This window comes from Ruegeria sp. AF7 (genome assembly GCF_056541885.1).
In genome coordinates, this window is record NZ_JBQFYX010000012.1 from 46,211 (window position 1) to 71,280 (window position 25,070).

The 25,070-nt window shown below is 61.4% G+C and carries 20 protein-coding genes; 11 read left to right on the plus strand and 9 right to left on the minus strand.

Features of this window, described 5'->3' with window-relative positions; translation table 11 throughout:
* The first annotated feature begins 101 nt into the window (after positions 1 to 101).
* The 6 genes from ACR0AP_RS16095 to ACR0AP_RS16120 all read left to right on the plus strand — a co-directional run bounded on the left by ACR0AP_RS16095 (position 102) and on the right by ACR0AP_RS16120 (position 8,912).
* Entirely contained in the window at positions 102 to 1,340 is a 1,239-nt protein-coding gene (locus ACR0AP_RS16095; protein ID WP_209505646.1) for an aspartate kinase, read from the plus strand.
* Between the two features lie 46 nt (positions 1,341 to 1,386).
* On the plus strand, positions 1,387 to 3,630 hold the full coding sequence (ptsP, locus tag ACR0AP_RS16100; protein ID WP_480507789.1) for a phosphoenolpyruvate--protein phosphotransferase: 2,244 nt from the start codon (positions 1,387 to 1,389) through the stop codon (positions 3,628 to 3,630).
* Positions 3,631 to 3,779: 149 nt separating this feature from the next.
* Positions 3,780 to 5,225 (plus strand): glucose-6-phosphate dehydrogenase, encoded by a 1,446-nt coding sequence (gene zwf / locus ACR0AP_RS16105; RefSeq protein WP_480507791.1) that lies wholly within the window; start codon positions 3,780 to 3,782, stop codon positions 5,223 to 5,225.
* A 2-nt stretch (positions 5,226 to 5,227) separates the two neighbouring features.
* Positions 5,228 to 7,033 carry a phosphogluconate dehydratase gene (edd, locus tag ACR0AP_RS16110; protein WP_245220531.1) on the plus strand — a complete coding sequence of 602 codons (1,806 nt, stop codon included), beginning with the start codon at positions 5,228 to 5,230 and terminating at the stop codon, positions 7,031 to 7,033.
* A gap of 4 nt (positions 7,034 to 7,037) precedes the next feature.
* Positions 7,038 to 7,670, plus strand: coding sequence for a bifunctional 4-hydroxy-2-oxoglutarate aldolase/2-dehydro-3-deoxy-phosphogluconate aldolase (locus ACR0AP_RS16115; protein WP_480507793.1), 633 nt, complete (start codon positions 7,038 to 7,040; stop codon positions 7,668 to 7,670).
* A 51-nt stretch (positions 7,671 to 7,721) separates the two neighbouring features.
* Positions 7,722 to 8,912 (plus strand): pyridoxal-phosphate-dependent aminotransferase family protein, encoded by a 1,191-nt coding sequence (locus tag ACR0AP_RS16120; protein ID WP_480507795.1) that lies wholly within the window; start codon positions 7,722 to 7,724, stop codon positions 8,910 to 8,912.
* Between the two features lie 127 nt (positions 8,913 to 9,039).
* Here ACR0AP_RS16120 and ACR0AP_RS16125 read toward each other — a convergent pair whose 3' ends face one another.
* Positions 9,040 to 10,155 carry a pyridoxal phosphate-dependent aminotransferase gene (locus tag ACR0AP_RS16125; protein ID WP_480507797.1) on the minus strand — a complete coding sequence of 372 codons (1,116 nt, stop codon included), beginning with the start codon at positions 10,153 to 10,155 and terminating at the stop codon, positions 9,040 to 9,042.
* 90 nt (positions 10,156 to 10,245) lie between these two features.
* Here ACR0AP_RS16125 and ACR0AP_RS16130 point away from each other — a divergent pair, with 90 nt between their 5' ends.
* Positions 10,246 to 11,316 (plus strand): SMP-30/gluconolactonase/LRE family protein, encoded by a 1,071-nt coding sequence (locus tag ACR0AP_RS16130; RefSeq protein WP_480507799.1) that lies wholly within the window; start codon positions 10,246 to 10,248, stop codon positions 11,314 to 11,316.
* Positions 11,317 to 11,382: 66 nt separating this feature from the next.
* Positions 11,383 to 12,165: a crotonase/enoyl-CoA hydratase family protein gene (locus ACR0AP_RS16135; RefSeq protein ID WP_480507801.1), complete on the plus strand. Its 783-nt coding sequence runs from the start codon at positions 11,383 to 11,385 to the stop codon at positions 12,163 to 12,165.
* Here the strand turns inward: ACR0AP_RS16135 and ACR0AP_RS16140 are convergent, their stop codons facing one another.
* From ACR0AP_RS16140 to ACR0AP_RS16155, 4 genes are all read right to left on the minus strand, one after another.
* Positions 12,166 to 12,498, minus strand: a complete 333-nt coding sequence (locus tag ACR0AP_RS16140; RefSeq protein ID WP_480507803.1) for a DnaJ family domain-containing protein — start codon at positions 12,496 to 12,498, stop codon at positions 12,166 to 12,168.
* Between the two features lie 39 nt (positions 12,499 to 12,537).
* On the minus strand, positions 12,538 to 13,701 hold the full coding sequence (locus tag ACR0AP_RS16145) for a benzoate/H(+) symporter BenE family transporter (protein WP_480507805.1): 1,164 nt from the start codon (positions 13,699 to 13,701) through the stop codon (positions 12,538 to 12,540).
* A 135-nt stretch (positions 13,702 to 13,836) separates the two neighbouring features.
* Positions 13,837 to 16,929 carry a valine--tRNA ligase gene (locus tag ACR0AP_RS16150; protein ID WP_480507807.1) on the minus strand — a complete coding sequence of 1,031 codons (3,093 nt, stop codon included), beginning with the start codon at positions 16,927 to 16,929 and terminating at the stop codon, positions 13,837 to 13,839.
* A 94-nt stretch (positions 16,930 to 17,023) separates the two neighbouring features.
* Positions 17,024 to 17,923, minus strand: a complete 900-nt coding sequence (locus ACR0AP_RS16155; protein ID WP_480507809.1) for a phytanoyl-CoA dioxygenase family protein — start codon at positions 17,921 to 17,923, stop codon at positions 17,024 to 17,026.
* A gap of 164 nt (positions 17,924 to 18,087) precedes the next feature.
* On the opposite strand from ACR0AP_RS16155, the gene ACR0AP_RS16160 reads away from it, so the two are divergent.
* Positions 18,088 to 20,379 carry a xanthine dehydrogenase family protein molybdopterin-binding subunit gene (locus tag ACR0AP_RS16160; RefSeq protein ID WP_480507811.1) on the plus strand — a complete coding sequence of 764 codons (2,292 nt, stop codon included), beginning with the start codon at positions 18,088 to 18,090 and terminating at the stop codon, positions 20,377 to 20,379.
* A complete protein-coding gene (locus ACR0AP_RS16165; RefSeq protein WP_480507813.1) occupies positions 20,357 to 21,433 on the plus strand; it encodes a DUF2235 domain-containing protein in 1,077 nt (358 codons plus the stop codon). The genes ACR0AP_RS16160 and ACR0AP_RS16165 overlap by 23 nt, the downstream gene beginning before the upstream one ends.
* Positions 21,434 to 21,436: 3 nt before the next feature.
* On the opposite strand, the gene ACR0AP_RS16170 is transcribed toward ACR0AP_RS16165, so the two are convergent.
* From ACR0AP_RS16170 to ACR0AP_RS16180, 3 genes are all read right to left on the minus strand, one after another.
* Positions 21,437 to 21,790, minus strand: a complete 354-nt coding sequence (locus ACR0AP_RS16170; RefSeq protein WP_480507815.1) for a hypothetical protein — start codon at positions 21,788 to 21,790, stop codon at positions 21,437 to 21,439.
* An 88-nt stretch (positions 21,791 to 21,878) separates the two neighbouring features.
* Positions 21,879 to 22,292 carry a hypothetical protein gene (locus ACR0AP_RS16175; RefSeq protein WP_480507817.1) on the minus strand — a complete coding sequence of 138 codons (414 nt, stop codon included), beginning with the start codon at positions 22,290 to 22,292 and terminating at the stop codon, positions 21,879 to 21,881.
* 33 nt (positions 22,293 to 22,325) lie between these two features.
* Positions 22,326 to 22,895 carry a GcrA family cell cycle regulator gene (locus tag ACR0AP_RS16180; RefSeq protein WP_267363457.1) on the minus strand — a complete coding sequence of 190 codons (570 nt, stop codon included), beginning with the start codon at positions 22,893 to 22,895 and terminating at the stop codon, positions 22,326 to 22,328.
* Positions 22,896 to 23,021: 126 nt separating this feature from the next.
* Between ACR0AP_RS16180 and ACR0AP_RS16185 the strand changes: the two genes are divergently transcribed.
* A complete protein-coding gene (locus ACR0AP_RS16185; protein WP_480507819.1) occupies positions 23,022 to 23,825 on the plus strand; it encodes an ABC transporter permease in 804 nt (267 codons plus the stop codon).
* Here the strand turns inward: ACR0AP_RS16185 and ACR0AP_RS16190 are convergent.
* Positions 23,822 to 25,057 (minus strand): MFS transporter, encoded by a 1,236-nt coding sequence (locus tag ACR0AP_RS16190; protein ID WP_480507850.1) that lies wholly within the window; start codon positions 25,055 to 25,057, stop codon positions 23,822 to 23,824. The two genes, ACR0AP_RS16185 and ACR0AP_RS16190, sit on opposite strands and share 4 nt — an antisense overlap.
* Positions 25,058 to 25,070: the final 13 nt, after the last annotated feature.

The window sequence follows — 25,070 nt, forward strand, 5'->3', positions numbered from 1 at the left end:
CCTGTGCCACAGGCGGGTCCTGTTTGCGCTCTTGCTCTTGGGGTGCCCCTCGCTTATGAGGCTCGGGACCTCTAATCCAAGGCGCGGAGACTTTTGCCCCCATGCCCGTACTCGTTATGAAATTCGGCGGCACTTCGGTTGCCAACCTGGACCGCATCCGCCGCGCAGCCAAGCGTGTTGGCGTCGAAGTTGCCAAGGGCTATGACGTGATTGTCATCGTTTCGGCCATGTCGGGCAAGACCAACGAGCTGGTGGGCTGGGTGAACGAGACCTCGCCGCTGTTTGATGCACGCGAATACGATGCTGTTGTATCTTCGGGTGAAAACGTCACCGCTGGCCTGATGGCGCTGACATTGCAGGAAATGGATGTTCCTGCGCGCAGCTGGCAGGGCTGGCAAGTGCCGTTGCTGACAACCAGTGCGCACAGCCAGGCGCGGATCGAAGACATCCCGACCACGAACATCACCCAGAAATTTGACGAAGGCATGAAAGTGGCCGTTGTAGCCGGGTTTCAGGGGCTCAGCCCCGAAGGCCGCATCACCACGCTGGGCCGGGGTGGCTCGGACACCACTGCCGTGGCTTTTGCCGCCGCGTTTGGTGCGGAACGCTGCGATATCTATACCGACGTGGATGGCGTCTATACCACCGATCCGCGCATCTGCGAAAAGGCGCGCAAGCTGCATAGGATCTCGTTCGAGGAAATGCTCGAACTGGCGTCGCTGGGCGCCAAGGTGCTACAGACCCGCTCGGTCGAACTGGCAATGCGCTATAAGGTGAAACTGCGCGTTCTTTCAAGTTTCGAAGAACAATCCGACGAGGCCGGTACGCTGGTCGTTGACGAGGAGGATATCATGGAATCCAATGTTGTGGCCGGTGTGGCCTATTCCCGTGACGAGGCCAAGATGACCGTCGTTTCGGTGGCGGACCGTCCCGGCATCGCCTCGACCATCTTCACCGCGCTCAGCGATGAGGGCGTCAATGTCGATATGATCGTGCAGAACATCTCGGACGAGGGGCGCACGGACATGACCTTCTCGTGCCCCACCGATCAGGTGGTTCGCGCCGAGAAAGCGCTGATGGCGATCAAGGACAAGGGCGAGCTCAATTATGCCGAACTGGTCGCTGATACCGGTGTCTGCAAAGTTTCGGTGGTGGGAATCGGTATGCGTTCGCAATCGGGTGTCGCGGCCAAAATGTTCAAGATACTCTCGGATGAGGGGATCAACATCAAGGTCATCACAACCTCCGAGATCAAAATTTCCGTTCTTATCGACAGGAAATACATGGAACTTGCCGTTCAGGCACTGCATGATGCCTTTGAACTGGACAAGGCGGCCTGAGCTGATCGGCCAAGGGTTTCGCCTGACGCACTGAATTGGTTGGGCCATGGCAGACGGCACGGAAACAGAATCCCGCAAGCTGCTGGGGCGGTTGCGCGAGGCGATGGCCAGCGAAGCCGCTGGGCAGGAGCGTCTTGATCAGATCACTCATCTGATCGCCGACAGCATGCGCAGCGAAGTGTGCTCAATCTATCTGTTCCGCGATGATGAGACCCTGGAACTCTGCGCGACCCAGGGACTTGCGCCTGAATCGGTACACCAGACCCGGATGCGCATGGGCGAGGGGCTGGTGGGCAGGGTCGCCAAGACCGGCAAGGTGGTCAATACCCCGGATGCGCCGTCTGAAAAAGGGTTCCGGTATATGCCGGAAACCGGGGAAGAGCGGTTTTCGTCCTTTCTCGGCGTGCCGGTGCAGCGCCTTGGGGAAAAGCTGGGTGTTCTGGTTGTCCAGTCCCGCAAAGCGCGCGAATTTTCCGCCGATGAAATCTATGCGCTGGAAGTGGTGGCCATGGTGCTGGCCGAAATGACCGAACTGGGCGCCTTTGTCGGCGAAGGCGCGGCACTGTCGCCACGGCACCAGCAATCGGTCCTGCTGCGCGGCGGCCCGGCGCAGGAAGGCTCCGCCGAAGGCCATGTCTGGCTGCATGAACCCCGTGTGGTTGTCACCAATCCGATCGCCGAAGACCCGCACCGGGAACGCGAACGTCTGAATGAGGCGGTGGAAGAGCTGCGCGTCGGCGTCGACAAGATGCTCGAGATTTCCCGGGATGGTGATACCGAACAGCTCAAGGTGCTGGAAGCCTACCGGATGTTTGCCAATTCCAAAGGCTGGATGCGCCGGATGGAAGAGGACATTGCTCTGGGGCTCAGTGCCGAGGCCGCGGTCGAGAAAGAACAATCTCAGGCGCGCGCCCGGATGGGGCAGGTGTCCGATCCCTATCTGCGCGAACGGCTGGCGGATCTTGACGACCTCAGCAACCGTTTGCTGCGCATTCTGACCGGGCAGGGAAAAACCGACAGCGCCGATCTGCCGCCCGATCCGATTCTGGTCGCGCGCAATATCGGCCCCGGTGACCTGCTGGAATACGGGCGGGCGTTGAAGGGGATCATCCTCGAAGAGGGTTCAGTCGGCAGTCACGCCACCATTGTGGCCCGTGCGCTGGCAATCCCTTTGGTGGTCCATGTGGGCCGGATCACGACCGAAGCGCTGAACGGCGACCATGTGCTGGTGGACGGCGATCAGGGCGTTGTTCACCTGCGCCCCGAAGACAGCGTGGTCAGCGCCTTCCGCGACAAGATCGCGATGCAGGCCAAGGCACAGGAACGCTATGCCTCGATCCGCGAAACCCCCTGTGTCACACGCGACGGAACGCGCATCAATCTGGTGATGAACGCGGGCCTTATGGCCGATCTCCCGTCGCTGGGAACGTCGGGTGCCGAAGGTGTTGGTCTGTTCCGAACCGAGCTGCAATTCCTGATCCGCAATCAGATGCCCAAACGGTCCGAGCTTGTCACCCAGTATCAGCGGGTACTGGATGCGGCGGGCGACAAAAGGGTGGTGTTCCGCACACTCGATATCGGGTCGGACAAGGTGCTGCCCTATATGAAACACGTGGCCGAACCCAACCCGGCCCTGGGTTGGCGCGCCATTCGAGTCGGTCTGGACAAACGCGGCGTGATGCGGATGCAGTTGCAGGCCCTTCTGCGCGCCGCCAATGGGCGCCCGCTGACCATCATGTTCCCCTTTGTCGCGCAGGCCGAGGAATATCGCGAAGCCCGCTGGGAGGTGAACAAAACCATCGAACGCGAAAAGCGACTGGGCCACGTTCTGCCCGAAACGCTTGAAGTCGGCGCGATGCTGGAAACTCCATCGCTGGCCTTTGCGCCGCAAAAGTTCTTTGACGAGGTCGATTTCATCTCGATCGGCGGGAATGACCTCAAGCAGTTCTTTTTTGCGGCTGACCGCGAAAACGAACTCGTCCGCCGCCGCTATGACACATTGAATGTCAGTTTCCTGAGCCTGATGGAACGCATTGTCGAACGCTGCGGTCTTTCGGACACCCCGCTCAGTTTCTGTGGCGAGGATGCGGGCCGCCCGGTCGAGGCGCTGTGCCTTGCGGCCATGGGTATTCGCACCCTGTCGATGCGCCCGGCGTCGATTGGTCCGGTCAAAAGCCTGTTGCTGCGGTGTGACCTGATGGAGGTGCGCAAAATCATCGCGGACGCACGCCATCGTGGCGAACAATCCGTGCGCCCGGCCGTGATGGAGTGGCTGCGCAGTCAGGTATAGCCCGCAAAACCTCGCTTTTTGGGGAAACTATGCTTGATTTTTTCGCGCGGGCTTTTTATCACGCAGGCAATGTTAGCGGTAACAGTATGCCGCAGAGCCGTTTCATGCCGTGCTGAACTGATATCGGCAAACTCGAGAAGGAGCCTGTGATGGTTTCACGCGTAATTCCGGTAGAGCCGTTCGATCTTGTGTTGTTCGGCGCGACCGGGGATCTGGCGCAACGTAAGATCCTGCCGGGCCTGTACCATCGGTTCGAGGTCGGCCAGATGCCTGATGGGGCGCGGATCATCGGCACGGCGCGCTCGGATATCGACAGCGATGGGTTTCGCGATCAGGTCCGTGCATCGATGCAGGAATTCGCGCCGAAGTTCAAAAAGGACACATTGGACCGGTTCCTGTCCCATGTTGAATACGTGCCGGTGGATGCACTGGGCGATGCCGGATGGTCCGATCTGTCCAAGATGCTGCGCCCCGACGTGGTGCGGGCCTTTTACCTGTCAGTGGGTCCCAGCCTGTTTTCGGGCATTGCGCAGCGCCTGCATGACGCCGGTCTGGCCACGCCGGACAGCCGCATCGTTGTCGAAAAGCCTTTCGGCCATGACCTGGCCTCAGCCAAAGCGCTGAACGAAGGCTTGCGGGCGTGTTTCAAAGAACACCAGATTTACCGGATCGACCATTATCTGGGCAAGGAAACCGTGCAGAACCTGATGGCGCTGCGCTTTGCGAATTCCCTGTTCGAGCCGCTTTGGAACTCGACCCATGTCGATCATGTGCAGATCACCGTGGCGGAAACCGTCGGGGTCGAGGGGCGCGGGGCCTATTACGATCAATCCGGCGCGATGCGGGACATGATCCAGAACCATCTGGTGCAATTGTTGTGCCTGACCGCGATGGAACCTCCGTCAAAGTTCTCTCCCAACGCGGTGCGCGACGAGAAGGTCAAGGTGATCGAGGCGCTGGAACCGGTCGAACCCAGGGATATCGCCCGTGGTCAGTATCGCACGGGCAAGGGCGGTGACGGATACCTTGATCACGTTGGCAACCCGGCCAGCCGCACCGAAAGCTTTATTGCGCTCAAGGTCCATATCGGCAACTGGCGCTGGGCCGGGGTGCCGTTCTACCTGCGAACAGGCAAACGCCTTCGCGCCCGTGCCTCTGAAATCGCTGTGTTCTTCCGCGACCCGCCACACACGATCTTTCCCAATGTCGGCCCGTTGCATGGCAACGTGCTGGTGATCCGCCTGCAACCTGACGAAGGCATCACCCTGCGCACGACGATAAAGGAACCGGGGCAGGGCGGCTTCCGCCTGTCCGATGTCGCTCTGGACATGAGTTTTGCCGACGCGCTGGGTGATGACTCGCAATCCCCGGACGCATATGAACGCCTGATCATGGATGTCATCCGGGGCGATCAGACCCTGTTCATGCGTGGGGACGAGGCCGAGGCCGCCTGGGCCTGGGTCGATCCCATCATTCACGGCTGGGAACAGCGCGGGGACAAACCCGCCAAGTACGATCAGGGCAGTTCAGGCCCCGAAGAAGCACTGATGCTGATGCATCGCGATGGGCGTCGCTGGCGTCAGATCGGAGGGTAATCATGGTTCACTCTGTCATTTCTGACGTCACCAAACGGATCATCGATCGCAGCGCCGATCTGCGCGGCCCCCACATCGACCGGATGGAACAGGCCAGATCCAAGGGTCCCGCCCGTGCGCACCTGTCCTGTAGCGGTCAGGCCCATGCCTATGCGGGTGCGGGTGAAGACCAGCAATCCATGGCCACCGGCACGGCGGGCAATCTGGGCATCGTCACCGCCTATAACGACATGCTGTCTGCCCATCAGCCCTTTGAACGGTACCCCGCCCTGATCCGCGATGCGATCCGCGCTGCCGGAGGCACCGCACAGGTCGCGGGTGGCGTGCCAGCCATGTGCGACGGTGTCACCCAGGGCGAAGCAGGGATGGAGTTGTCGCTGTTTTCACGCGACGTGATCGCATTGGCAACTGGCGTAGCACTCAGCCACAACACTTATGACGCGGCAGTCTTCCTCGGCGTCTGCGACAAGATTGTCCCCGGTCTGATCATCGGCGCGCAGGCGTTCGGGCATCTGCCTGCCGTGTTCCTGCCCGCAGGACCAATGACCAGCGGTCTGCCCAATGACGAAAAGGCCAAGGTCCGCCAGAAATTCGCTGCCGGAGAGGTCGGGCGCGACGAACTGATGGCCGCCGAAATGGCCGCCTATCACGGTCCCGGCACCTGCACTTTCTACGGTACCGCCAACACCAACCAGATGCTGATGGAATTCATGGGCCTGCACTTGCCGGGCTCCAGCTTCGTCAATCCCAACACGCCCTTGCGCGACGCGCTGACACAAGAGGGCGCGCGCCGCGCCCTGTCGCTCAGTGCGCTGGGAAACAGCTATACCCCTGTTTATCAGGTGCTCGACGAACGGGCCTTTGTGAACGGCATCGTCGGCCTTATGGCGACCGGAGGTTCGACCAATCTGCTGATCCACCTGATTGCCATGGCGCGCGCTGGTGGTATCGTTCTGGACTGGCAGGATTTTTCCGATATCTCCGCCGTGGTCCCGCTGGTCGCGCGGGTCTATCCCAACGGTCTGGCCGACGTGAATCACTTCCACGCCGCAGGCGGACTTGGGTTCACCATTGGCACGTTGCTCGAAGAAGGTTTGCTGCACCCCGATACGTTGACCGTTGCCGGGCAGGGCCTGCACAATTACACGCGCGAGCCCAAGCTGATCGATGGTGAGCTGACCTGGCAAGACGGCGCGGGCCACAGCCTGAATGACAAGATTGTCCGCCCCGCCCGCGACCCGTTCCAGCCCACCGGCGGCCTGTCGCGCCTGACCGGAAATCTGGGCACCGGGGTCATGAAAGTATCAGCCGTCGCGCCAGAACATCAGGTCGTCGAAGCGCCCGTGCGGGTGTTCCACGATCAGGATGAGGTGAAAGCCGCGTTCAAAGCCGGAGAATTCACCGGTGACGTCATCGTCGTGGTCCGGTTTCAAGGCCCCAAGGCCAACGGGATGCCGGAACTGCACTCGCTGACGCCCATGCTGTCGATCCTCCAGGGCCGGGGCCAGAAAGTGGCGCTGGTCACCGATGGCCGCATGTCTGGCGCTTCCGGTAAAGTGCCCGCCGCCATCCATGTTGTCCCCGAGGCGCTCGACCGCGGCCCCATTGCATACCTTCAGGACGGTGACATCCTGCGCGTTGACGCGGTCAGGGGTGATCTGGAAATCCTCACCGCAGGCGTTCTGGACCGCGCGCCCGTCACCACCGATCTATCCGCCAATCAACACGGCGCAGGGCGCGATCTTTTTGGCGCGTTCCGCCAGAATGTCGGCTCGGCCGACACCGGTGCCAGCATTTTCGGAGTTTAACCTCATGTCCAAATCCCAACGCACCCGTGAAATCTGCGCACTGGCCCCGATCGTTCCGGTTCTGGTTGTCGATGACGTCGCGCAGGCCCGCCCGCTGGCCGAGGCATTGGTCGCCGGCGGTCTGCCAGCGCTCGAGGTCACCTTGCGCACGCCCGCCGCGCTCGACGCGATCCGCGCGATGGCCAAGGTGCCCGGCGGCGTGGTCGGCGCAGGTACGCTGGTCACACCCGAAGACGTCCGCGCCGCCAAAGAGGCGGGCGCGCAGTTCGGCGTCTCTCCGGGCGCAACCGACGTGCTTATTGCGGCGTGCGAGGCCGAGGGCCTGCCCCTGCTGCCCGGCGCGGCCACGGCCAGCGAAGCGATGGCTTTGCTGGAAAAAGGCTATGACATGCTGAAATTCTTCCCGGCCGAGGCCTCGGGCGGCGCGCCCGCACTCAAGGCAATCGGTGCGCCCCTGCCGCAGATCAGCTTTTGCCCGACAGGCGGGGTGTCGCCGTCCAACGCCCGTGACTATCTGTCCCTGTCCAACGTGGTCTGCGCCGGTGGCAGTTGGGTCGCGCCCAAGCAGATGGTCGAAAGCGGTGACTGGGCCGGGATCGAAACACTTGCGCGCGAGGCATCAAAGCTGGCGGATTGACGCCGCGAAGCCCCTCGGTAATGTGGGCGTCACCTCAGACAGGCTGACCCCATGACACAGACATCTGCCCTCTCCCAGGGGCGAACTTATTTGGCAATCCCGGGCCCCTCGGTGATGCCGGACGCGGTTCTGCAGGCGATGCATCGCCCGTCGCCCAATATCTACGATGGCGCGCTCATCGACATGATGCCCGCGTTGACCCGCGATTTGCGCCGGGTTGCTCGCACAGGCCATGACGTCGCCATCTATATCGCCAACGGTCACGGCACGTGGGAGGCCGCGTTGTCCAACGTGATCGCCCCCGGCGAAACCGTTCTGGCTCCTGCCTCGGGCCGGTTCACCCATGGCTGGGCCGAGATGGCCGAAGGCATCGGGGCAAAGGTGCAACTGATCGATTTTGGCACCTCATCCGCCTGGGATCTCGACCGAATTGCCGACGCATTGCGCGCGGACAAAAGCTACCAGATCAAGGCCGTTCTCGCGGTTCATGTGGACACATCAAGCTCGATCCGCAACGATATCCCGGCACTGCGCAAACTGCTCGACGATCTGGACCACCCGGCGCTGTTGATGGCCGATTGCATCGCCTCGCTGGGATGCGACCGGTTCGAGATGGATGAATGGGGCGTCGATGTCACGGTCACCGCCTGCCAGAAAGGCCTGATGACCCCCGCAGGCACAGGCTTTGTCTTTTTCAACGACAAAGCACAGGCCAAGCGGGCCGCCATGCCGCGTGTGTCACGATATTGGGACTGGCAGCCGCGCGCCAATCCCGACCTGTTCTACCAGTATTTCGACGGTACCGCGCCGACACATCACCTTTATGGTCTGCGCGCCGCGCTCGACCTGATCCATGCGGAAGGGATCGAACAGGTCTGGGCCCGCCATGAGCGTCTGGCTACTGCCATCTGGGCGGCCTGCGAAACATGGTCCGAAGGCGGCGCGCTGCATCTGAACGTTGCCGACAGCGACCACCGCAGCCATGCCGTTACAGCCCTGCGCCTGACCGCAGGGCGCGGCACGGCCCTGCGCGCGTTCACCGAACATCAACTGGGCCTGACACTGGGCATTGGCCTTGGGATGGAGGATTACGACAGCTGTTTCCGCCTCGGGCATATGGGCCATGTCAACGGGCAAATGGTGATGGCGATGCTGGGCGGTATGGAAACGGCCATGGCCGCGCTTGATATCCCCCGTGGCAAAGGCGCGCTCGAGGCCGCCGCCGCCGTCCTGGCCGCCTGATACACGTCAGACGAACAGCACTGATCCGCCCCTTCATCTGGCCAAAAATATCCTCGGGGGGAATCGCGCATTGCGCGATGGGGGGCAGACAGCCCCCCCTTTGCCCCGATGGCAAGACAGACCAGTGCTAGGCAGTATGTGACCGCACCTCCACTAGCGCCTTGGGCAAGGCGGCCGCAAAAGCATCCAGATCTGCTGTTTCACCACAGCTTACCCGGATGCACCTGTTCTGGGGCGCTGCAAACGGCATCCGGACAAACAGACCCCGCGCAACCAAAGCCTCCAGTACCGCTTTGGCGAAATCGCCATCTCGCCCGCAATCAATCGCCACGAAATTGGTGGCCGAGGGCAGGGGCTCCAACCCGTTCTCGCGGGCAATCGTTCCTATCCGCTCACGTGCCTTGGCGATCTGTGTCTGAATGTGCTCCAGCCAGGCGCCATCCTGCAACGCGGCCAGCGCCCCGGCCTGCGCCGCGCGGTTCATGCCGAAATGGTTGCGCACCTTGTTGAAGGCTGCGATCAGGTCGGGCGCTCCCATGGCATAGCCAACCCGCGCGCCCGCCATGCCATAGACCTTGGAAAATGTCCGCATCCGGATCACGCGAGGGTCGTCTGCGCTGACAGGTGCCGCTGTCCCATCTGGCGCGCATTCCACATAAGCCTCATCCAGAATCAGCAGGCAACCGTCGGGCAGGGCATCCATCGCCGCCACGATATCCGCGCCGGAATGCCAGCTGCCCATCGGATTGTCCGGATTGGCCAGATAGACCAGTTTTGCACCCACCTCGGCCGCCTTCGCAAACAGAGCCGCCGGGTCTTCGTGATCCCCGGCATAAGGGACCTTGTGCAGAACGCCACCGAACCCGGCCACATGATAATTGAACGTCGGATACGCCCCGTCCGAGGTCACAACCGCATCCCCGGGCCCTACAATCAGACGCACAAGATAACCCAGAAGCCCGTCAATCCCTTCGCCTACGACGATATTTTCGGGGGTTACCCCATGATGCTCGGCCAAAGCTTGGCGCAGATCGTGGTTCTCGGGATCGCCATACATCCAGATATCAGACGCGGCCTGCTCCATAGCCCGGATCGCGCGGGGCGAGGGGCCAAACACGCTCTCGTTGGCCCCAAGACGGGCAATGAACGCCGCTCCGCGCTGACGCTCTTGCGTTTCGGGGCCCACAAAGGGCACGGTGGCGGGCAGGGATTGGGCAAGCGGGGTGTATCGAGGTCCTGTCATGCCTGCAGATAACCCCAAGCCCGAGCTTCGGGCAAGCGCGCACCTCATCCCGCGTGTCGGAACGTATTGAAACACAAGTAAGGAGCGCAGATGCGCATACTGTCTGCCATTGTTCTTCTGGGCCTCGCCTATCTTCTGTTCTGGCCCGTTCCCGTTATCCCCGTCGCCGTTGAGATGCCGGAAGATGCAGGTTTCACAGGAGATTTCGCCGAGAACACAGCGCTGGACGCCGCGCAGCTGATCCGCCTGCCGGATGGGGAAACCGGCCCCGAAGATATCGCCATCCTGCCCGACGGCGCGGTCTATACGACCAGCCGGTCTGGTACGCTCTATCGCATAGACGGGGCCGACCCTGTTGTGGTCGACCAGCTTGGCGGGCGTCCTCTGGGCCTCAGGGCCGGGCCGGATGGAGCACTCTATATTGCCGACAGCTTTCGCGGGGTGATGCGCTGGACCGGGCCGGGCACGCTTGAATCCGTGGTGGCCGATATCGACGGTGCGCCCGTGGTCTATGCAAACCAACTGGACGTGGCACAGGACGGCACGATCTATTTTTCGAACTCCTCTGACCGGTTCGATCCCGAAACCATGGGCGGAACCAAGCCGACCTCGGTCCTGACCATCTGGGAACAATCCGATACAGGCTATGTCGCGCGTCACAACCCCGATGGCCGCACCGAAAAGATTGCCACTGGGTTCGTCTATACCAATGGCATTGCGCTCTCACCTGACGCAGATTTCCTGTTGATCGCCGAAACCGGCCGCGCACGGGTACACAAGCTGTGGCTTAGCGGGCCGAAAGCCGGTCAGCAAGAGGTCTTGCTGGACAACCTGCCCGGCTATCCCGACAATCTCGAAGCACAGGGTGATGGCACCTACTGGATGGCCTTCGCCAGCCCGCGTGTCCCGTCCGAGGCACTGATGCCGTACCCCTTCCTGCGCAAGGTGATCTGGCGGCTGGGCCCGGCTGTGCGCCCGGCACCGATCCATCGGGGTATGCTGGTGCAATTTGATGGTGAAGGCACGATCCTGCGCACGCTTCAAGACCCTCAAGGCCGTATTGGCATCACAACAGGGGGCCGGATCGTGGGCGATCAGTTTTATGTCATGACGCTTGATTCCCCCTGGTTCGGGCGGATGCCTGTCAGCGATCTGCCCTGACGTCGCAGTGGAAATCGGTGTCCCGTCCGGGCATGGTCACCGCAACTGAATTTCGGGAGGTCCCCCATGTCACGCGTTTCCGTCACCTATCAAGACCATGTTGCCCATGTCACCCTGACCCGGGGTGACAAGATGAACGCGCTGGATGACGCGATGGTCAAGGCATTGCTCTCTGCCGGGCAAGAGGTCGCCGCCTCGGACGCCCGCGCCGTGGTTTTGTCGGGCGAGGGGAAAAGCTTCTGCGCCGGGCTCGACATGGCAAGCTTTGCCAAGATGGCCCATATAGATCCCACCGAATGGCTGATGACCCGCAGCCATGAGGATGCCAACGAGATGCAGGAGCTGGCCCTGATCTGGCGTCGCGTACCGGTGCCGGTGATCTGCGCCATTCAGGGTGTCGCCTATGGTGGTGGCCTGCAAATTGCGTTGGGCGCGGATATCCGTATCGCGCACCCCGAGGCGAAACTGGCGGTGATGGAGATGAAGTGGGGTATCATCCCCGATATGGGCGGCATGGTTCTGCTGCCCCGGCTTGTGCGTTCGGACGTGCTGCGCCTGCTGACCTACACGGCCCGGCCCATCGGCGCGCAGCAGGCGATGGATTGGGGACTGGTCACGCAGCTTTCAGATGACCCGCTGACCGAAGCTCTGGCCATTGCCGAGAATATCGCCGGTCAAAGCCCCTCGGCTATCCGTGCCGCCAAGCGGCTGATCGAAGTGGCCGAAACCCAGCCCCGTGCGGACGTTCTCAAGGCGGAATCCGCCGAGCAGGTGGAGCTAATCGGCAAGCCTCATCAGATGGAGGTCGTGATGGCGCAGATGCAGGGCCGCAAGCCCGAGTTCAAGTGATCAGCGCATGAAAGCCCGCCGTGCATCGCGGGCCATGTTGTAACGCATTTCCAGATCAGCGATCTCCGACATCGCGGCCCGGCGTTCCGCGGGGTCGGTCAGGGCCGGATACGCTTTGCGGGCCGCATCCAGTTTCTTTTTGATGTCGAACTCTTCGGGCAGAACCCCGGCTTGCGCCATGATCCGGTGCCCGGCGGCGATGGCCGGATCGCCCTGCGCCTCGCCGGACCGGTCGGGCAGGGGGTGACCTTCGCCGACAAGGCCCTGCAACTGCCCCTCGGCCTGTGCCTTTTTGATCTGGCGCTCCACCAGTTTTCCAAGTGAACCGAACATGGCGCAACTATACCCGGTAAGGGCGGGATACGAAAGCGGCTACCGAATTCTGTTGCTCACCAGATAGGCCAGCCCGCCGACCAGAAGGCCCCAGACCGCCGCGCCCAGCCCAAAGACCGAGATACCCGATGCGGTGATCGCAAAGGTCAGCATCGCGGCCTCACGCTCGGCCGGAACCTCAAGTGCGGCGAAAATCGAATTGGCCAGCACGCCGATCAGGGCGACACCGGTCAGTGTCCCCATCAACAGAGGATCGGCATGGGAGGCAAAGCCGGTAATCGCTACAGCAAAGATGCCGAATACGCCATAGAAAACGCCACCCATAATGGCTGACCAGTACCGTTGCGCAGGGTCTGGGTGGCTGTCTTCATTGGAACACATCGCAGCCGTGATCGCCGCAAGGCAGGTGGCAGGTGCACCAAATGGTGCCGATAACAGGCTCGCCCCACCCACGGATGAAAACAGCCTGCCCGGAGCCGGGGTATAGCCAAAGCTGCGCATCACCGCGATGCCGGGAATATTCTGGGTCGCCATCGTGACGATGAACAGCGGGATGGCGATCCCGATGGTCGAGGCCAGCGAAAAACTGGGCGTGGTCCAGACCGGTGCCGCCAGCCATCGCGCCGGGGTCACCGATGCGTCGCCTGCGTTCAGCACGACAACCAGCGCGGCGGAGACAACGGCCGCCGGAACGGCGAACAGCCGGTTGATCTGGCCCGCGATGAACCATGTCAGGATCACCGGCAGGGCTTGCGCGGGCAATTCGGCTGCGGCCTGAAAGGGCAGAATGCAAAGCGGCAGCAGAACGCCGCCCAGCATGGCCTGCGCCAGTGTCGTCGGAATGGCGGCCGCCAGCCGCCCCAGTGGCCGCCAGAGCCCGGCCAGCACCGTCAGCGCCCCTGCACACAGGAAGGCGCCCGTTGCCTCGGCAAACCCCAGCGCCGGTGTCGCGGACACCGCCAGCAGCGCCGCCCCTGGCGTCGACCAGGCGACGCTGATCGGTTGCCGGTACCACAGGCTCAGCACAATGGCGGTCAGTCCCATTGCGATGGCCGCCATCATCAGACCCGAGGCCGCCTGCTCCGGAGACGCGTCCATCGCGGCCAGCCCCTGCAACACGATCGGAAAGGAACTGAAGAACCCGACAATGGCGACAACCAGCCCGGTCGAGACTGTCTGGAGCGGTGGGGCAAACTGTGTCATGACAGCCTCGGGCGGTTGGGGTTGGTGATTGCTAACAAGCGGCGGCAGGGGCGGGCAAGGTCTGAACGCGCAAAAGAAAACCCCGCCGGATCAGCGGCGGGGTTTGGGGTATGAGTATTTTTGAAAAGGTGAAGATCAGGCGATCTCGGCCAGACGGGCCAGCGCCTCGTTCAGCTTGGCTTCTTCTTCCTCGCGTGCGGCGAGGTTGGCTTTGGCTTCCTCGACCACCTCATCCGGGGCCGAGGCCACGAATTTGGGGTTGTTCAGACGCCCACGCAGGCCACCCAGTTCCTTGGCCAGCTTGCCCTTTGCTTTCTCCAGCCGCTCCTTTTCCGCGCCAATGTCGATGATATCCGCCAGCGGCAGGCCGAAGGAGGCTCCGGGAGCGGCAATCGAGATGGTGCCCTTGGGCAGCGTGTCCGCGCTGGTCAGGCTGTCGATGCGGGCCAGACGTTTGATCAGCGCCTCGTTGCGGTCCCACGCGGCTTGGCCGTTGGCGTCGATCTCGGTCACCAGCATCGGCACGTAGAGACCCGCAGGCACCCGCATCTGCGCACGGGCCGAGCGGGTGTTTTCGATCACCGAGATCACCCAGTTCATTTCACGATCCGCGTCGGCATCGACCAGTTCGGTACCATAAGTCGGCCAGTCGGCATGGACGACCATTTTCGCGCGGCTGCCGGTCAGGCCCCACAGCTCTTCGGTGATGAAGGGCATGATCGGGTGCAGCAGGACCATGCACTGATCCAAAACCCAGCGCATGGTGGCGCGGGTCTCAGACCGTGCTTCGGCGTCGTCGCCCTGTAGCAGCGGTTTGGACAGTTCCACGTACCAGTCGCAAACCTTGCCCCAGACAAAGGCATAAAGCCCGTTGGCGGCATCGTTGAAACGATAGCTCTCCAGCGCTGCGTCGACCTCTTCCCGCACGCGGGCGGTTTCACCGATGATCCAGCGGTTGACGGCGGCCTTGGGCTTCAGGTCTGCCACATCCAGTTGCGGAACGGCGTCGGTAAAGACCTCGTTCATCTCGGCAAAGCGGACGGCATTCCAAAGCTTGGTACCAAAGTTGCGATAGCCGGTGATGCGTTCACGCGACAGTTTCAGCACGCCGCCAATCGCCGCCATCGAGGCGTTGGTAAAGCGCAGCGCGTCGGCACCGAATTCGTCCACGATTTCAAGTGGATCGATGACGTTGCCGGTGGTCTTGGACATCTTCTTGCCCTTCTCGTCGCGGACGAGCGAGTGCAGGTAGACGGTGTGGAACGGAACCTCGTTCACCACGGCCAGCTGCATCATCATCATCCGGGCGACCCAGAAGAACAGGATGTCGAAGCCGGTGATCAGAACGTCCGTGGGGAAGTAGCGCTCCAGCTCCTCGGTCTGTTCGGGCCAGCCCAGCGTTCCGATGGGCCAGAGGCCGGATGAGAACCAGGTGTCGAGGACGTCGGGATCGCGGTAGAGGCCGATTTTGCCCTCGCGAATGAACGAGATAGCCTCTTCCTTAGTAGAGACCTCGGCGATTTCCATGCCTTCGTAGTAGCCCTCAACGTCCGCCCGAATTGCATCAAAAGACGGGCCGCAGAATACCGCAAACTCCCCTTTGTTGTGGCTTGCCATACGGGCGATGCGATCCGGGTTCGGTGCCAGCCCCGAGCACTTTTGCTGAGGCCCATACCAAACCGGGATCTGATGCCCCCACCACAGCTGGCGCGAGATGCACCAGGGCTCGATGTTTTCCAGCCAGTGGTAATAGGTTTTCTCGCCCGATTCAGGGATAATCTTGACCGTGCCATCCTTGACCGCATCCAGCGCAGGACCGACGACCTTTTCGGCGTCGACGAACCACTGGTCGGTGAACATCGGTTCGATCACGACCTTGGAGCGGTCGCCAAAGGGTTGCATGATCGGTTTGCTCTCGACCAGTGGGACAAGTGCCGGGCTGAAGTCCTGCCCACCGTCTTCGTCCTCTGTAGGCCGGGCTTCAGCCCGGCTTGATCCCAGACGCGGATCGTCCGCTGGACACATGACAGCCAGATCTTCGCTAGTGATCTCTTCCACAACCTTGGCCCGCGCTTCGAACCGGTCGAGGCCGCGCAGATGATCCGGCACCAGATTGATCGCGTCGATTTCGTTCTCGGTGAACGCGCGCCCACGCGCGTATTCCTGCGCCTTGCCCGCCTCTTCGGCGTAAGGCGCGCCATCAGCCCGCATCGCGCCCTTGGTGTCCATCAGGCGGTACATCGGAATGCCGCAGCGCCTGGCGACCATATTGTCGTTGAAGTCATGCGCGCCGGTGATCTTCACCGCGCCCGAGCCGAAATCGGGATCGGGATACTCATCGGTGATGATCGGGATCTGGCGGCGATGCTCTTTCGGGCCAACCGGAATTTCGCACAGTTTGCCGACGATCGGCGCGTAGCGCTCATCCGACGGATGAACCGCAACCGCGCCGTCGCCCAGCATGGTTTCAGGGCGGGTCGTCGCGATCGAAATATAATCCCGCTCTTCCCGAAGGATTACATTCCCATCTTCATCTTTTTCCAAATACTCATATGTCTCTCCGCCCGCCAAAGGGTACTTGAAGTGCCACATGTGGCCCGGCGTTTCAATATTCTCGACCTCAAGGTCCGAAATCGCAGTCTCGAAATGTGGGTCCCAGTTGACCAGTCGCTTGCCGCGATAGATCAGGCCCTTTTCGTACATGTCGACGAAGACCTTGATAACGGCATCATGGAAATTCGGGCTGTTCTCGTGCCCGGTGCGCGGGTCACCTGGCGCGCCCGCCATGGTAAAGGCATTGCGCGACCAGTCACAGCTGGCGCCCAGACGCTTGAGTTGTTCAATGATCGTGCCGCCGTATTCGCCCTTCCACTCCCAGACTTTCGCAAGGAATTTCTCGCGTCCCAACTCGCGCCGACCTCCGTTGCCCTGCGCCGCCAGCATCTTTTCCACTTGCATCTGCGTGGCAATGCCCGCGTGGTCCTGACCGGGCTGCCATAGCGTGTCAAAACCACGCATCCGGTGCCAGCGGATCAGGATATCCTGCAACGTGTTGTTGAACGCGTGACCCACATGCAGCGCGCCCGTCACGTTGGGCGGCGGGATCATGATGGTAAAGCTTTCCTCGCGCGAACGGTTCGCGCCTGCCTTGAAGGCTCCGGCCTGTTCCCAGGCCTCATAGATACGGGCCTCGGCCTCGGCCGCGTTGAATGTCTTTTCCATCGCCATGGGATGCGTCCTGCGTCAACAAATTCGGGTCAGCGCCTGCAATAGCGAATGGAGACGGGAAGGGGAAGGCCCTGTGCGGCGACGATTGCCGAAGTCACCCCGTGCCGGTCGCCTCGTTTCCGTACAGGTGCGTGCTTTGTGCCGCGCCTTGTGTCATCGCCTTGGCCTGATCCTCCCGGATGCGGGCATGAAGCGCCAAGGCTGGCTGCGAAAACAACTCGGTCGGTGGTTCGATGAGGATGAAATTGCCCACCCGGTCTTCGCCCCGCGCCAAAACCGCGTAATCGCGGTCCGCCACTTTTTGCTGTGCGTTCGGGTTCAGATACCGGATCGCCAGCCCGATCCGCCGATCGTCCGACGTATTGGGCCCCGAGCCATGGATTGTGAGGCCATGGTGCAGCGACATCTGACCCGGCTGCAGTTCAATATGTGTTTTGTCCTCGTCTGCCACATCGACAGCCACCTCCTGCCCGCGCGACAGCAGGTTGTTGTCTGAAAACGTATCGTTATGGGGCAGGATCGGGTTTTTGTGGCTGCCTCTGACAAAGTCCATGCAGCCGCTTGCTACCGTGGCAGGCGACAATGCGATCCACGCGGTCATCTGATCCGGTGTTTCGCCCATCCCCCAATAGGTCAGGTCCTGATGCATTCCAACAACCTGCGTCGTGCGTGGCTCTTTGATGAACAGTTCCGCAGACCACAGCAGCAAGTCCGGTCCCAGTATTCCTTCGACGACGTCCAGAACCCTGGTATCCAATGCGATACGGGCGACCAGCGGTATCACCACATGGGCGTTCAGGCGCTTGTACATGTTCAGCGGCAGCGGAAGGTCGGCCACGCGCCAGGTCTTCTCGATCTGCTCCAGCTCGGCCCGAAACTGTGCGGTCTCATCCGGTGGAAAGACTGTAATGGGAAAGGCAAACCCGTCTTGCCAATACGCGTCGACCGATGGGGCGTCCAGACGGCCCTGTGTCAGGGAAATGGGTTCGGGCATGGGGAACCTCCGGCAGGCTGTATCTTCAAACAGCCTACGAATCCCTCTGCGGCCCCCGCAATCCTGTTTACGACATCGGTGTCGCCACACGCTTTCATGCAAGGCGCTGGACATAAGCGAACGCAGGGCTAGTGTCGCCATCAAGGCAGTGACAGGAGCATCCCATGGAAAAATTCGGCAGAAGCCAGCCGGTCAAACGGACCGAGGATCAGAGGTTCCTGACCGGGCAGGGGCGCTATATGGATGATGCCGTGCCCGACAATGCGCTGTTTGCCGCTTTCTTCCGCAGCCCTGTGGCCCATGGCGATATTACCTCGCTGGATCTTGAGACCGCGCGGGGCGCCGACGGGGTGCGGCTGGTCATGACACTGGACGATCTTGCCGCCTCGGGCATCGACACGGTGATGAATGCCGCAACCTTGACCAACCGCGACGGGACCGGCTCTGCCGCGCCGGATCGGCATATGCTGGCCAAGGACCGTGTGCGCTTTGTGGGCGAACCCGTGGCCGTTGTCATCGCGGATACGCTGGCGCAGGCGCAGGATGCGGTCGAGCTGATCTGGATGGACATCCGGGAACGCCCCGCCAAGCTGGACGTGAACGCGGGGGGTGAGGCTCTGCACCCTCAAGCGCCCGACAATCGCGCGTTTGACTGGGGTCTGGGGGATGAGGCCGCGACCAAGGCCGCCTTTCAGGCCGCCGCCCATACCGTGTCGCTGAACGTGCACGACAACCGCGTCATCATCAGCTCGCTCGAGCCGCGGGGCTGTCAGGCCGATTGGTCTGGCGGGCGTCTGCACTTTTCCTATGGCGGGCAGGGTGTCTGGGCGATGAAGGCACAACTGGCGCAAAAGCTGAAACTCGATGCGGATGCGATCCGTGTCACCACCCCGGATGTGGGGGGCGGGTTCGGCATGAAGGTGATGCCATATCCCGAATATTTCTGCGTGGCCGTGGCCGCGATGAAACTAGGCCAGCCCGTGCACTGGATGTCCGACCGGTCCGAGGCAATGCTCTCCGATCACCACGGCCGCGACCTGACCTCTCTGGCCGAGCTGGCCTTTGATGCAGACCACCGGATCACCGCCTACCGCGTCCACAGCAAAGTCAACCTTGGTGCCTATAACAGCCATTTCGCGCAGGCGATCCAGACAAGCCTGTTCAGCAAGGTGCTGATGGGGGTCTATGACGTTCAGACCACCTATCTCCGGGTCGAGGGGTTCTATACCACGACAACACAGGTCGACGCCTATCGCGGTGCCGGACGTCCCGAGGCGATCTATGTGCTGGAACGCGTGATGGACCGCGCCGCACGCGAACTGGGTCTTGACCCGTGGGAGTTGCGTCGCAAAAACTTCATCAGATCCGGCGATTTCCCCTACACCTCTGCCACGGGTGAAACCTATGATGTCGGCGATTTCGACATGGTCCTGCGCCGCGCGGCCAGCCAGACCAGCGGGTTCGAAGCCCGCAAGGCCGCCGATGCCGAACGCGGTCTGATCCGGGGGCAGGGTCTTTGTTACTATATCGAAAGTATTTTGGGGGACCCTTCCGAGAATTCGAAGGTCGAGTTTTGCGCGGATGGCACGGTGAACCTTTATGTCGGCACACAATCGAACGGGCAGGGGCACGAAACGGTTTATGCTCAGTTCCTGTCTGATCAGACCGGCGTCCCGATGGACAGGATCACCGTCATTCAGGGTGATACCGACCGGCTTGGCCATGGCGGCGGAACCGGTGGCTCGCGCTCGGTGACGGTGCAAAGTACCGCGACCCTCGCCACCATTGACAAGATGATCGCCGCATTCACGCCTTATCTGGCCGATAAGATGGGGGTCGAGGACAGTGATGTGCGATTTGACCATGAAACATTCCGCGCGCCGGGCTCGAACCTGACGCCGACCCTGACCGAAGCCGCGGCCATGGCGCGCGCCGACGGGCGCTTGGACTTGCTGACGCATGAGTCCCGCGCGCAACTGGATGCCCGCAGCTATCCCAATGGCGCGCATGTTGCCGAGGTTGTGATCGATTCCGTCACCGGCGAAACCCGTGTGGACCGCTACACCGTGGTTGATGATTTCGGAAATCTTATCAACCCGATGCTGGCCGAAGGGCAGGTGCATGGCGGGGTGGTTCAGGGCATCGGGCAAGCGCTGTCGGAACATGTGGTGCATGATGATCACGGACAACTGCTCACGGCATCGTTTATGGATTACGCCTTGCCCCGCGCGGTGGACGTACCCATGATAAAGTTTACCTCGGCGCCGGTGCCGTCAACTTCCAACCCGATGGGGATGAAAGGATGCGGCGAGGCCGGCACGGTGGGCGCTCTGGCCGCTGTGGCGAACGCGGTTCAGGATGCGCTCTGGGATCACGGGGTGCGGCAGGCGGATATGCCTTTCACACCTCACAAGGTTTGGGAATTGCTGACGCATGAATCTGTCGCGGCTAAGTAGGAGAGTTCTGGGATGGCTCGGGCGGCCCTTGCGGTCCGAGCACTCCGCCGAAACGCGGCACCGCGAACCGATCAGCCACGTTATTATCCTAGATGGCACCATGTCCACCCTCGAACCGGGGTTCGAAACCCATGCCGGTCAGACCTATCGCCTGTGCTGCGAAATGGGCAGCAAGGTGTCGGTGTTCTACGAGGCCGGCGTGCAGTGGGAAAGCTGGAAATCCACCATGGACGTGATGATGGGCCGGGGTATCAACCGCCAGATCCGCCGCGCCTATGGCTATCTGGCGTCACGCTACAAGCCCGGTGACCGGATTTATTTCATCGGTTATTCCCGTGGCGCCTACGGCGTGCGCAGCCTTGCCGGGGTGATCGACATGATCGGCCTGCTCAAGGCCGAACACGCGACCGAGCGGAACATCCTGCAAGCCTACCGCCATTATGAATGCAATGTCAGCGGCACCGCCGCCCGCGATTTCCGCCGCAAGTTCTGCCACGACAACGTCAAGATCGAGATGGTCGGTGTCTGGGACACGGTCAAGGCGCTGGGCCTGCGCCTGCCGCTTCTGTGGCGCTGGGCCGAGGATCGCCATGCCTTTCACAACCACCAGCTGGGCCCGGCCACTCTGCATGGCTATCACGCGCTGGCCCTCGACGAAACGCGCGAGGTGTTCGAGCCGGTTCTGTGGCGATGCAAGCCCGAGTTCAATGGCCATGTGGAACAGGTCTGGTTCCGCGGCACCCACGGCGATATCGGCGGCCAGTTGAACGGCTATGAAGAGGCCCGCCCGCTCAGCAATATCTCGTTGATCTGGATGCTGGACAAGGCCGAGATGCACGGGCTGCCGATGCCCGAAGGCTGGCGCACCCGTTTCCCCACGGATGCCCATGCGCAATCGGTTGGAACCTGGCGCGGCTGGGGCAAGATCTTTCTGCTGCGCAAACACCGCAAGGTCGGGCGGGACCAGTCAGAACGCCTGCATGTCTCGGTCGCGCCGGATGAATTGCCGGGCTGGGTGGCGATGCCGAACCTGCCGACACATCCCGCGCAGTAAGGGTCAGCTTGGCGTACAAGCATTTCTAACCGGTGCGATCAGAATATCCGGTTGTTCAACTTGATCAAATCGCCAGCGACCGGGCGACCAGTTATACACCCGTTGTTCACTGGGCAGATCTACAATCATGAGCCCGTGGAAGTACCATCTGGACGTGGACTTGTATCCGGTGGCGTTGGTGTAAAACGAAAATCCGCGCAATTCATGCAGCGCCTCGACCGGGGCGTTGGACGAATGGTCGGCAATGCAATAGGGCGATCCACCAGCGATTATATGAGACTGGATCAGGATCATCGGCACCGTCAACAGCGACCAAAGCGCGGCAAGAGTTCCTATGATAATCCCAGTTTTTGCCACTCGTGAGGGCTGTGGTTTTTCAACTGATCTTGACCAAATGAGAATGCTTGAGGCGACAGCAATCGTTAATGTTACACCATGCAGAATTTCAGTGTCCGAGCCTAATGAAAACATTAACCCCGTGAAGGTCAGAAGCAGCCCAAATGCCAATGAAAAAAGCGCAAAAAAACCTGACGTAGCCCATCGGGATTTGACGCATCCCCATAAACGAATAGCCCGCGAAGATGAGGGGCAGGGCGGGCGCTATCCAGGCCGAAAAATAAACCCCTTGCACCCATACCGGCGCGCGACTGCCATTCTGATCAGGTTCAAAAACAGTCATATCAAGCGGCTGGATGTATGCCAGAAAAACCAGCGCCGCGTATAGCCCAAACAGGATTTGGTATTTCAGGCGCAGCTGAATATCAGTCGCTTTCGGATCAAACTCAGTGGTTTGTGACTGGCCATTCGCCTCAAAGTCAGTGGCCAGTCCGGGTGTAATGCTGTTCTCTTCGGAACACACAGCGTCAAAACCGCTGTATGTTCCTTATTTGCTTTACCGCCGCCGGTCGCGGCGCGAGCTCATGGGTTGGAAGGCCACGCCCACATGCGCCTCGCAATAGGGTTTGCCCGCCTCGACCGGCAGGCCGCAGAACCAGAAATCCTCGGTCGCGGGGTCGCCCACGGGCCATTTGCAGGTCTTCTCGGTCAGTTCCATCAGCGTCAGCTTCTTGGCTTTCTTCTCGATCTCGTTGACCTTGGCCAGCGCCTCGGGGCTGATCTCGTTGGCCGAGGGCTGTGGCGGCAATGGCTGGCCGGCCGGGATGATCTGGCGGCGCGCCGGAACGGCGGGTTTCGCCTCGGCAGCAGCAGCCGGGCGCGCCGGTTCTGTCTTTGGCATGGGTCTGGGCTTGGCTTCGGCCTTGGGCGCGGGTGCCGGTTTCTCTTTCGGTTCGGACTTGGCCGGGGCTGCGCCTGCTGTCCGGTTGGACAGGCCCAGGCGGTGGACCTTGCCAATCACCGCGTTGCGGGTCACGCCACCCAGTTCCTTGGCGATCTGGCTGGCCGACTGGCCTTCGCCCCACATCTTCTTCAGCAGTTCTACGCGCTCGTCTGTCCAGGACATCGTCAGCCTTTCAAAAGCGGAAAGCGGCCCCGGATTCGGGCCGCCTTGGGAATTCGTCTCAGCCCCCTATTCTAAACACTGCAGCCCGAGTTACAAGCTGTCTTCGAATCAGGTTGAGGGCAAAGCATGCAGAATCCCGCAGAACAGACCGAACGCAGGTTTGGGGCGGTCAACTGGATGGGGCTTTACACGCTGGCGCAGCGCGAAATCCGGCGCTTTCTTTCGGTCTGGACCCAGACCGTTCTGGCGCCTCTGGTCACGGCTGGCCTGTTCCTGCTGATCTTCACTATCGCCATTGGGCCCAGCCGCCCTGACGTCATGGGCGTGCCGTTTGTGGTCTTTCTGGCACCGGGGATCCTGATGATGACGGTAATCCAGAATGCCTTTGCCAATACCTCCTCTTCGATGGTGATTGCCAAGGTACAGGGCAATATCGTCGACACGCTGATGCCGCCGCTGTCCCCGCTCGAGATCCTTCTGGGGTATCTCGCCGGTGGCATCGCCCGTGGCCTGATGATCGCGCTGGTGATTTCAGTTGCGTTGCTGGTCCTGCTGTCCATCGCCCCCCAGCACCCGTTGATTGCACTGATCTTTGTTGTTCTGGGGGGCGCCTTCATGGGCGCGCTGGGCCTGTTTGCCGGGATCTTTGCAAACAAGTTCGATCAGATGGCCGCGATCACCAACTTCATCGTCACACCTCTGGCTTTCCTGTCGGGCACCTTCTATTCGGTCGAGGCGCTGCCTCCTGTCCTGAACCGTCTGACCCATCTGAACCCGGTCTTCTACCTGATCGATGGGCTGCGTTACGGCATGATCGGCGTGTCCGACAGCTCACCGTGGTTGGGCATGGCAGTTTGTGGTTTTGCCACGCTGGCCATCGGGCTGATCACCTGGCAAATGCTGCGCACCGGTTATCGGCTTAAGGCTTAACCGGGCTCTGCCAGCCTGTCGGGCGGCAGGGCAGGTTTGGGTTCGCCCAGCCGCGGATGCAAGCGGGCCGACACAGCCCAAGCGCCAAACAGGGCAATCCCGCCTGCCGCGAACACACCGGCCACCGGTGCCACCAGCAGGACCAGAGCTGCAACACCGGGCGTCAGAATGCCCGAGACATCGCGGTAACTGGAATAAATCGCCGACATCTCGGTTCGCTCAGACGGTTTAACAGCCATGAGGAAAGGCAATCCGGCGCAGATATCCAGAACGATCAGCCAGACAGACCCCAGAACCAGCGCAGCGACCGAGGCAACCGGCCATCCCGCCACCAGACCGGCTGCGAAAAAGCAGCCCCCCGCGGCGGCAAACCCGATGCGAACAGCCGACCTGAGCGACCGCGTCTGGACCCAGCGCAGGATCAACGGGGCGGCCAGCAGCATGGCGTTAGTGCATGACAGAAGGATGCCGCCCAGTTGTTCTCCCAGCCCGTTTTGGATGGCGAAAATAGGCAGGTAGACCACATATATCCACCAGCCGCAGGACCGGATCATTGCAAACAGATATCCGGCAACCAATCTGGGTTGAATAAAGAACCGGGGAAGAAAGGCCAATGGGTTGTTGGCCGGACCACGGGCCTTGGTGATCAGCTTGCCATTGCCCAGACGCATGCGCCAGAACTGCGCCAGCATGACCAGCGCCGCTCCGGCACTGATGACAAACGGGGCAGGGCGCCACAACTCCATCAGCAGAACACCGGCCATTGGGCCGCCCGTCCATCCCAAAGCGCTGTAGAACATGCGGCTGGTCTCGCACCGGCCAAGTTCGATCTTGCTGATGTAATCCAGCACATAGGTGTTGAAGCAGATAAAAGTGACAACCGCGGCCATGGTATTCAGGGCCAATGCGCCGACAACGGCCTCGGGGCTGCCCACGATCGCCAGCGATGCACCACAGATGAACATGACGCACCCGGTGGAATAGGCCCATCTGCGCGGTACAAAACGGATCAGGAACGGCACCATCAACCCGACTAGCAAGGACAGGATGCCAATCAGGAAATACAGGAATGACACGGACGAGGCATCGCCCAGCGCCCGGTACATCGCCAGCGGAAAGACCGAAATCAGAATACCGCGCACCACGGCTTCAATCCCGGCCAGAATCCCGAAATCGCGCACCGATGGGGCAGGCGCGTGGCGTACCCATTCAGGTATTCGGCGTTCATGCATAACAAACTCGCAA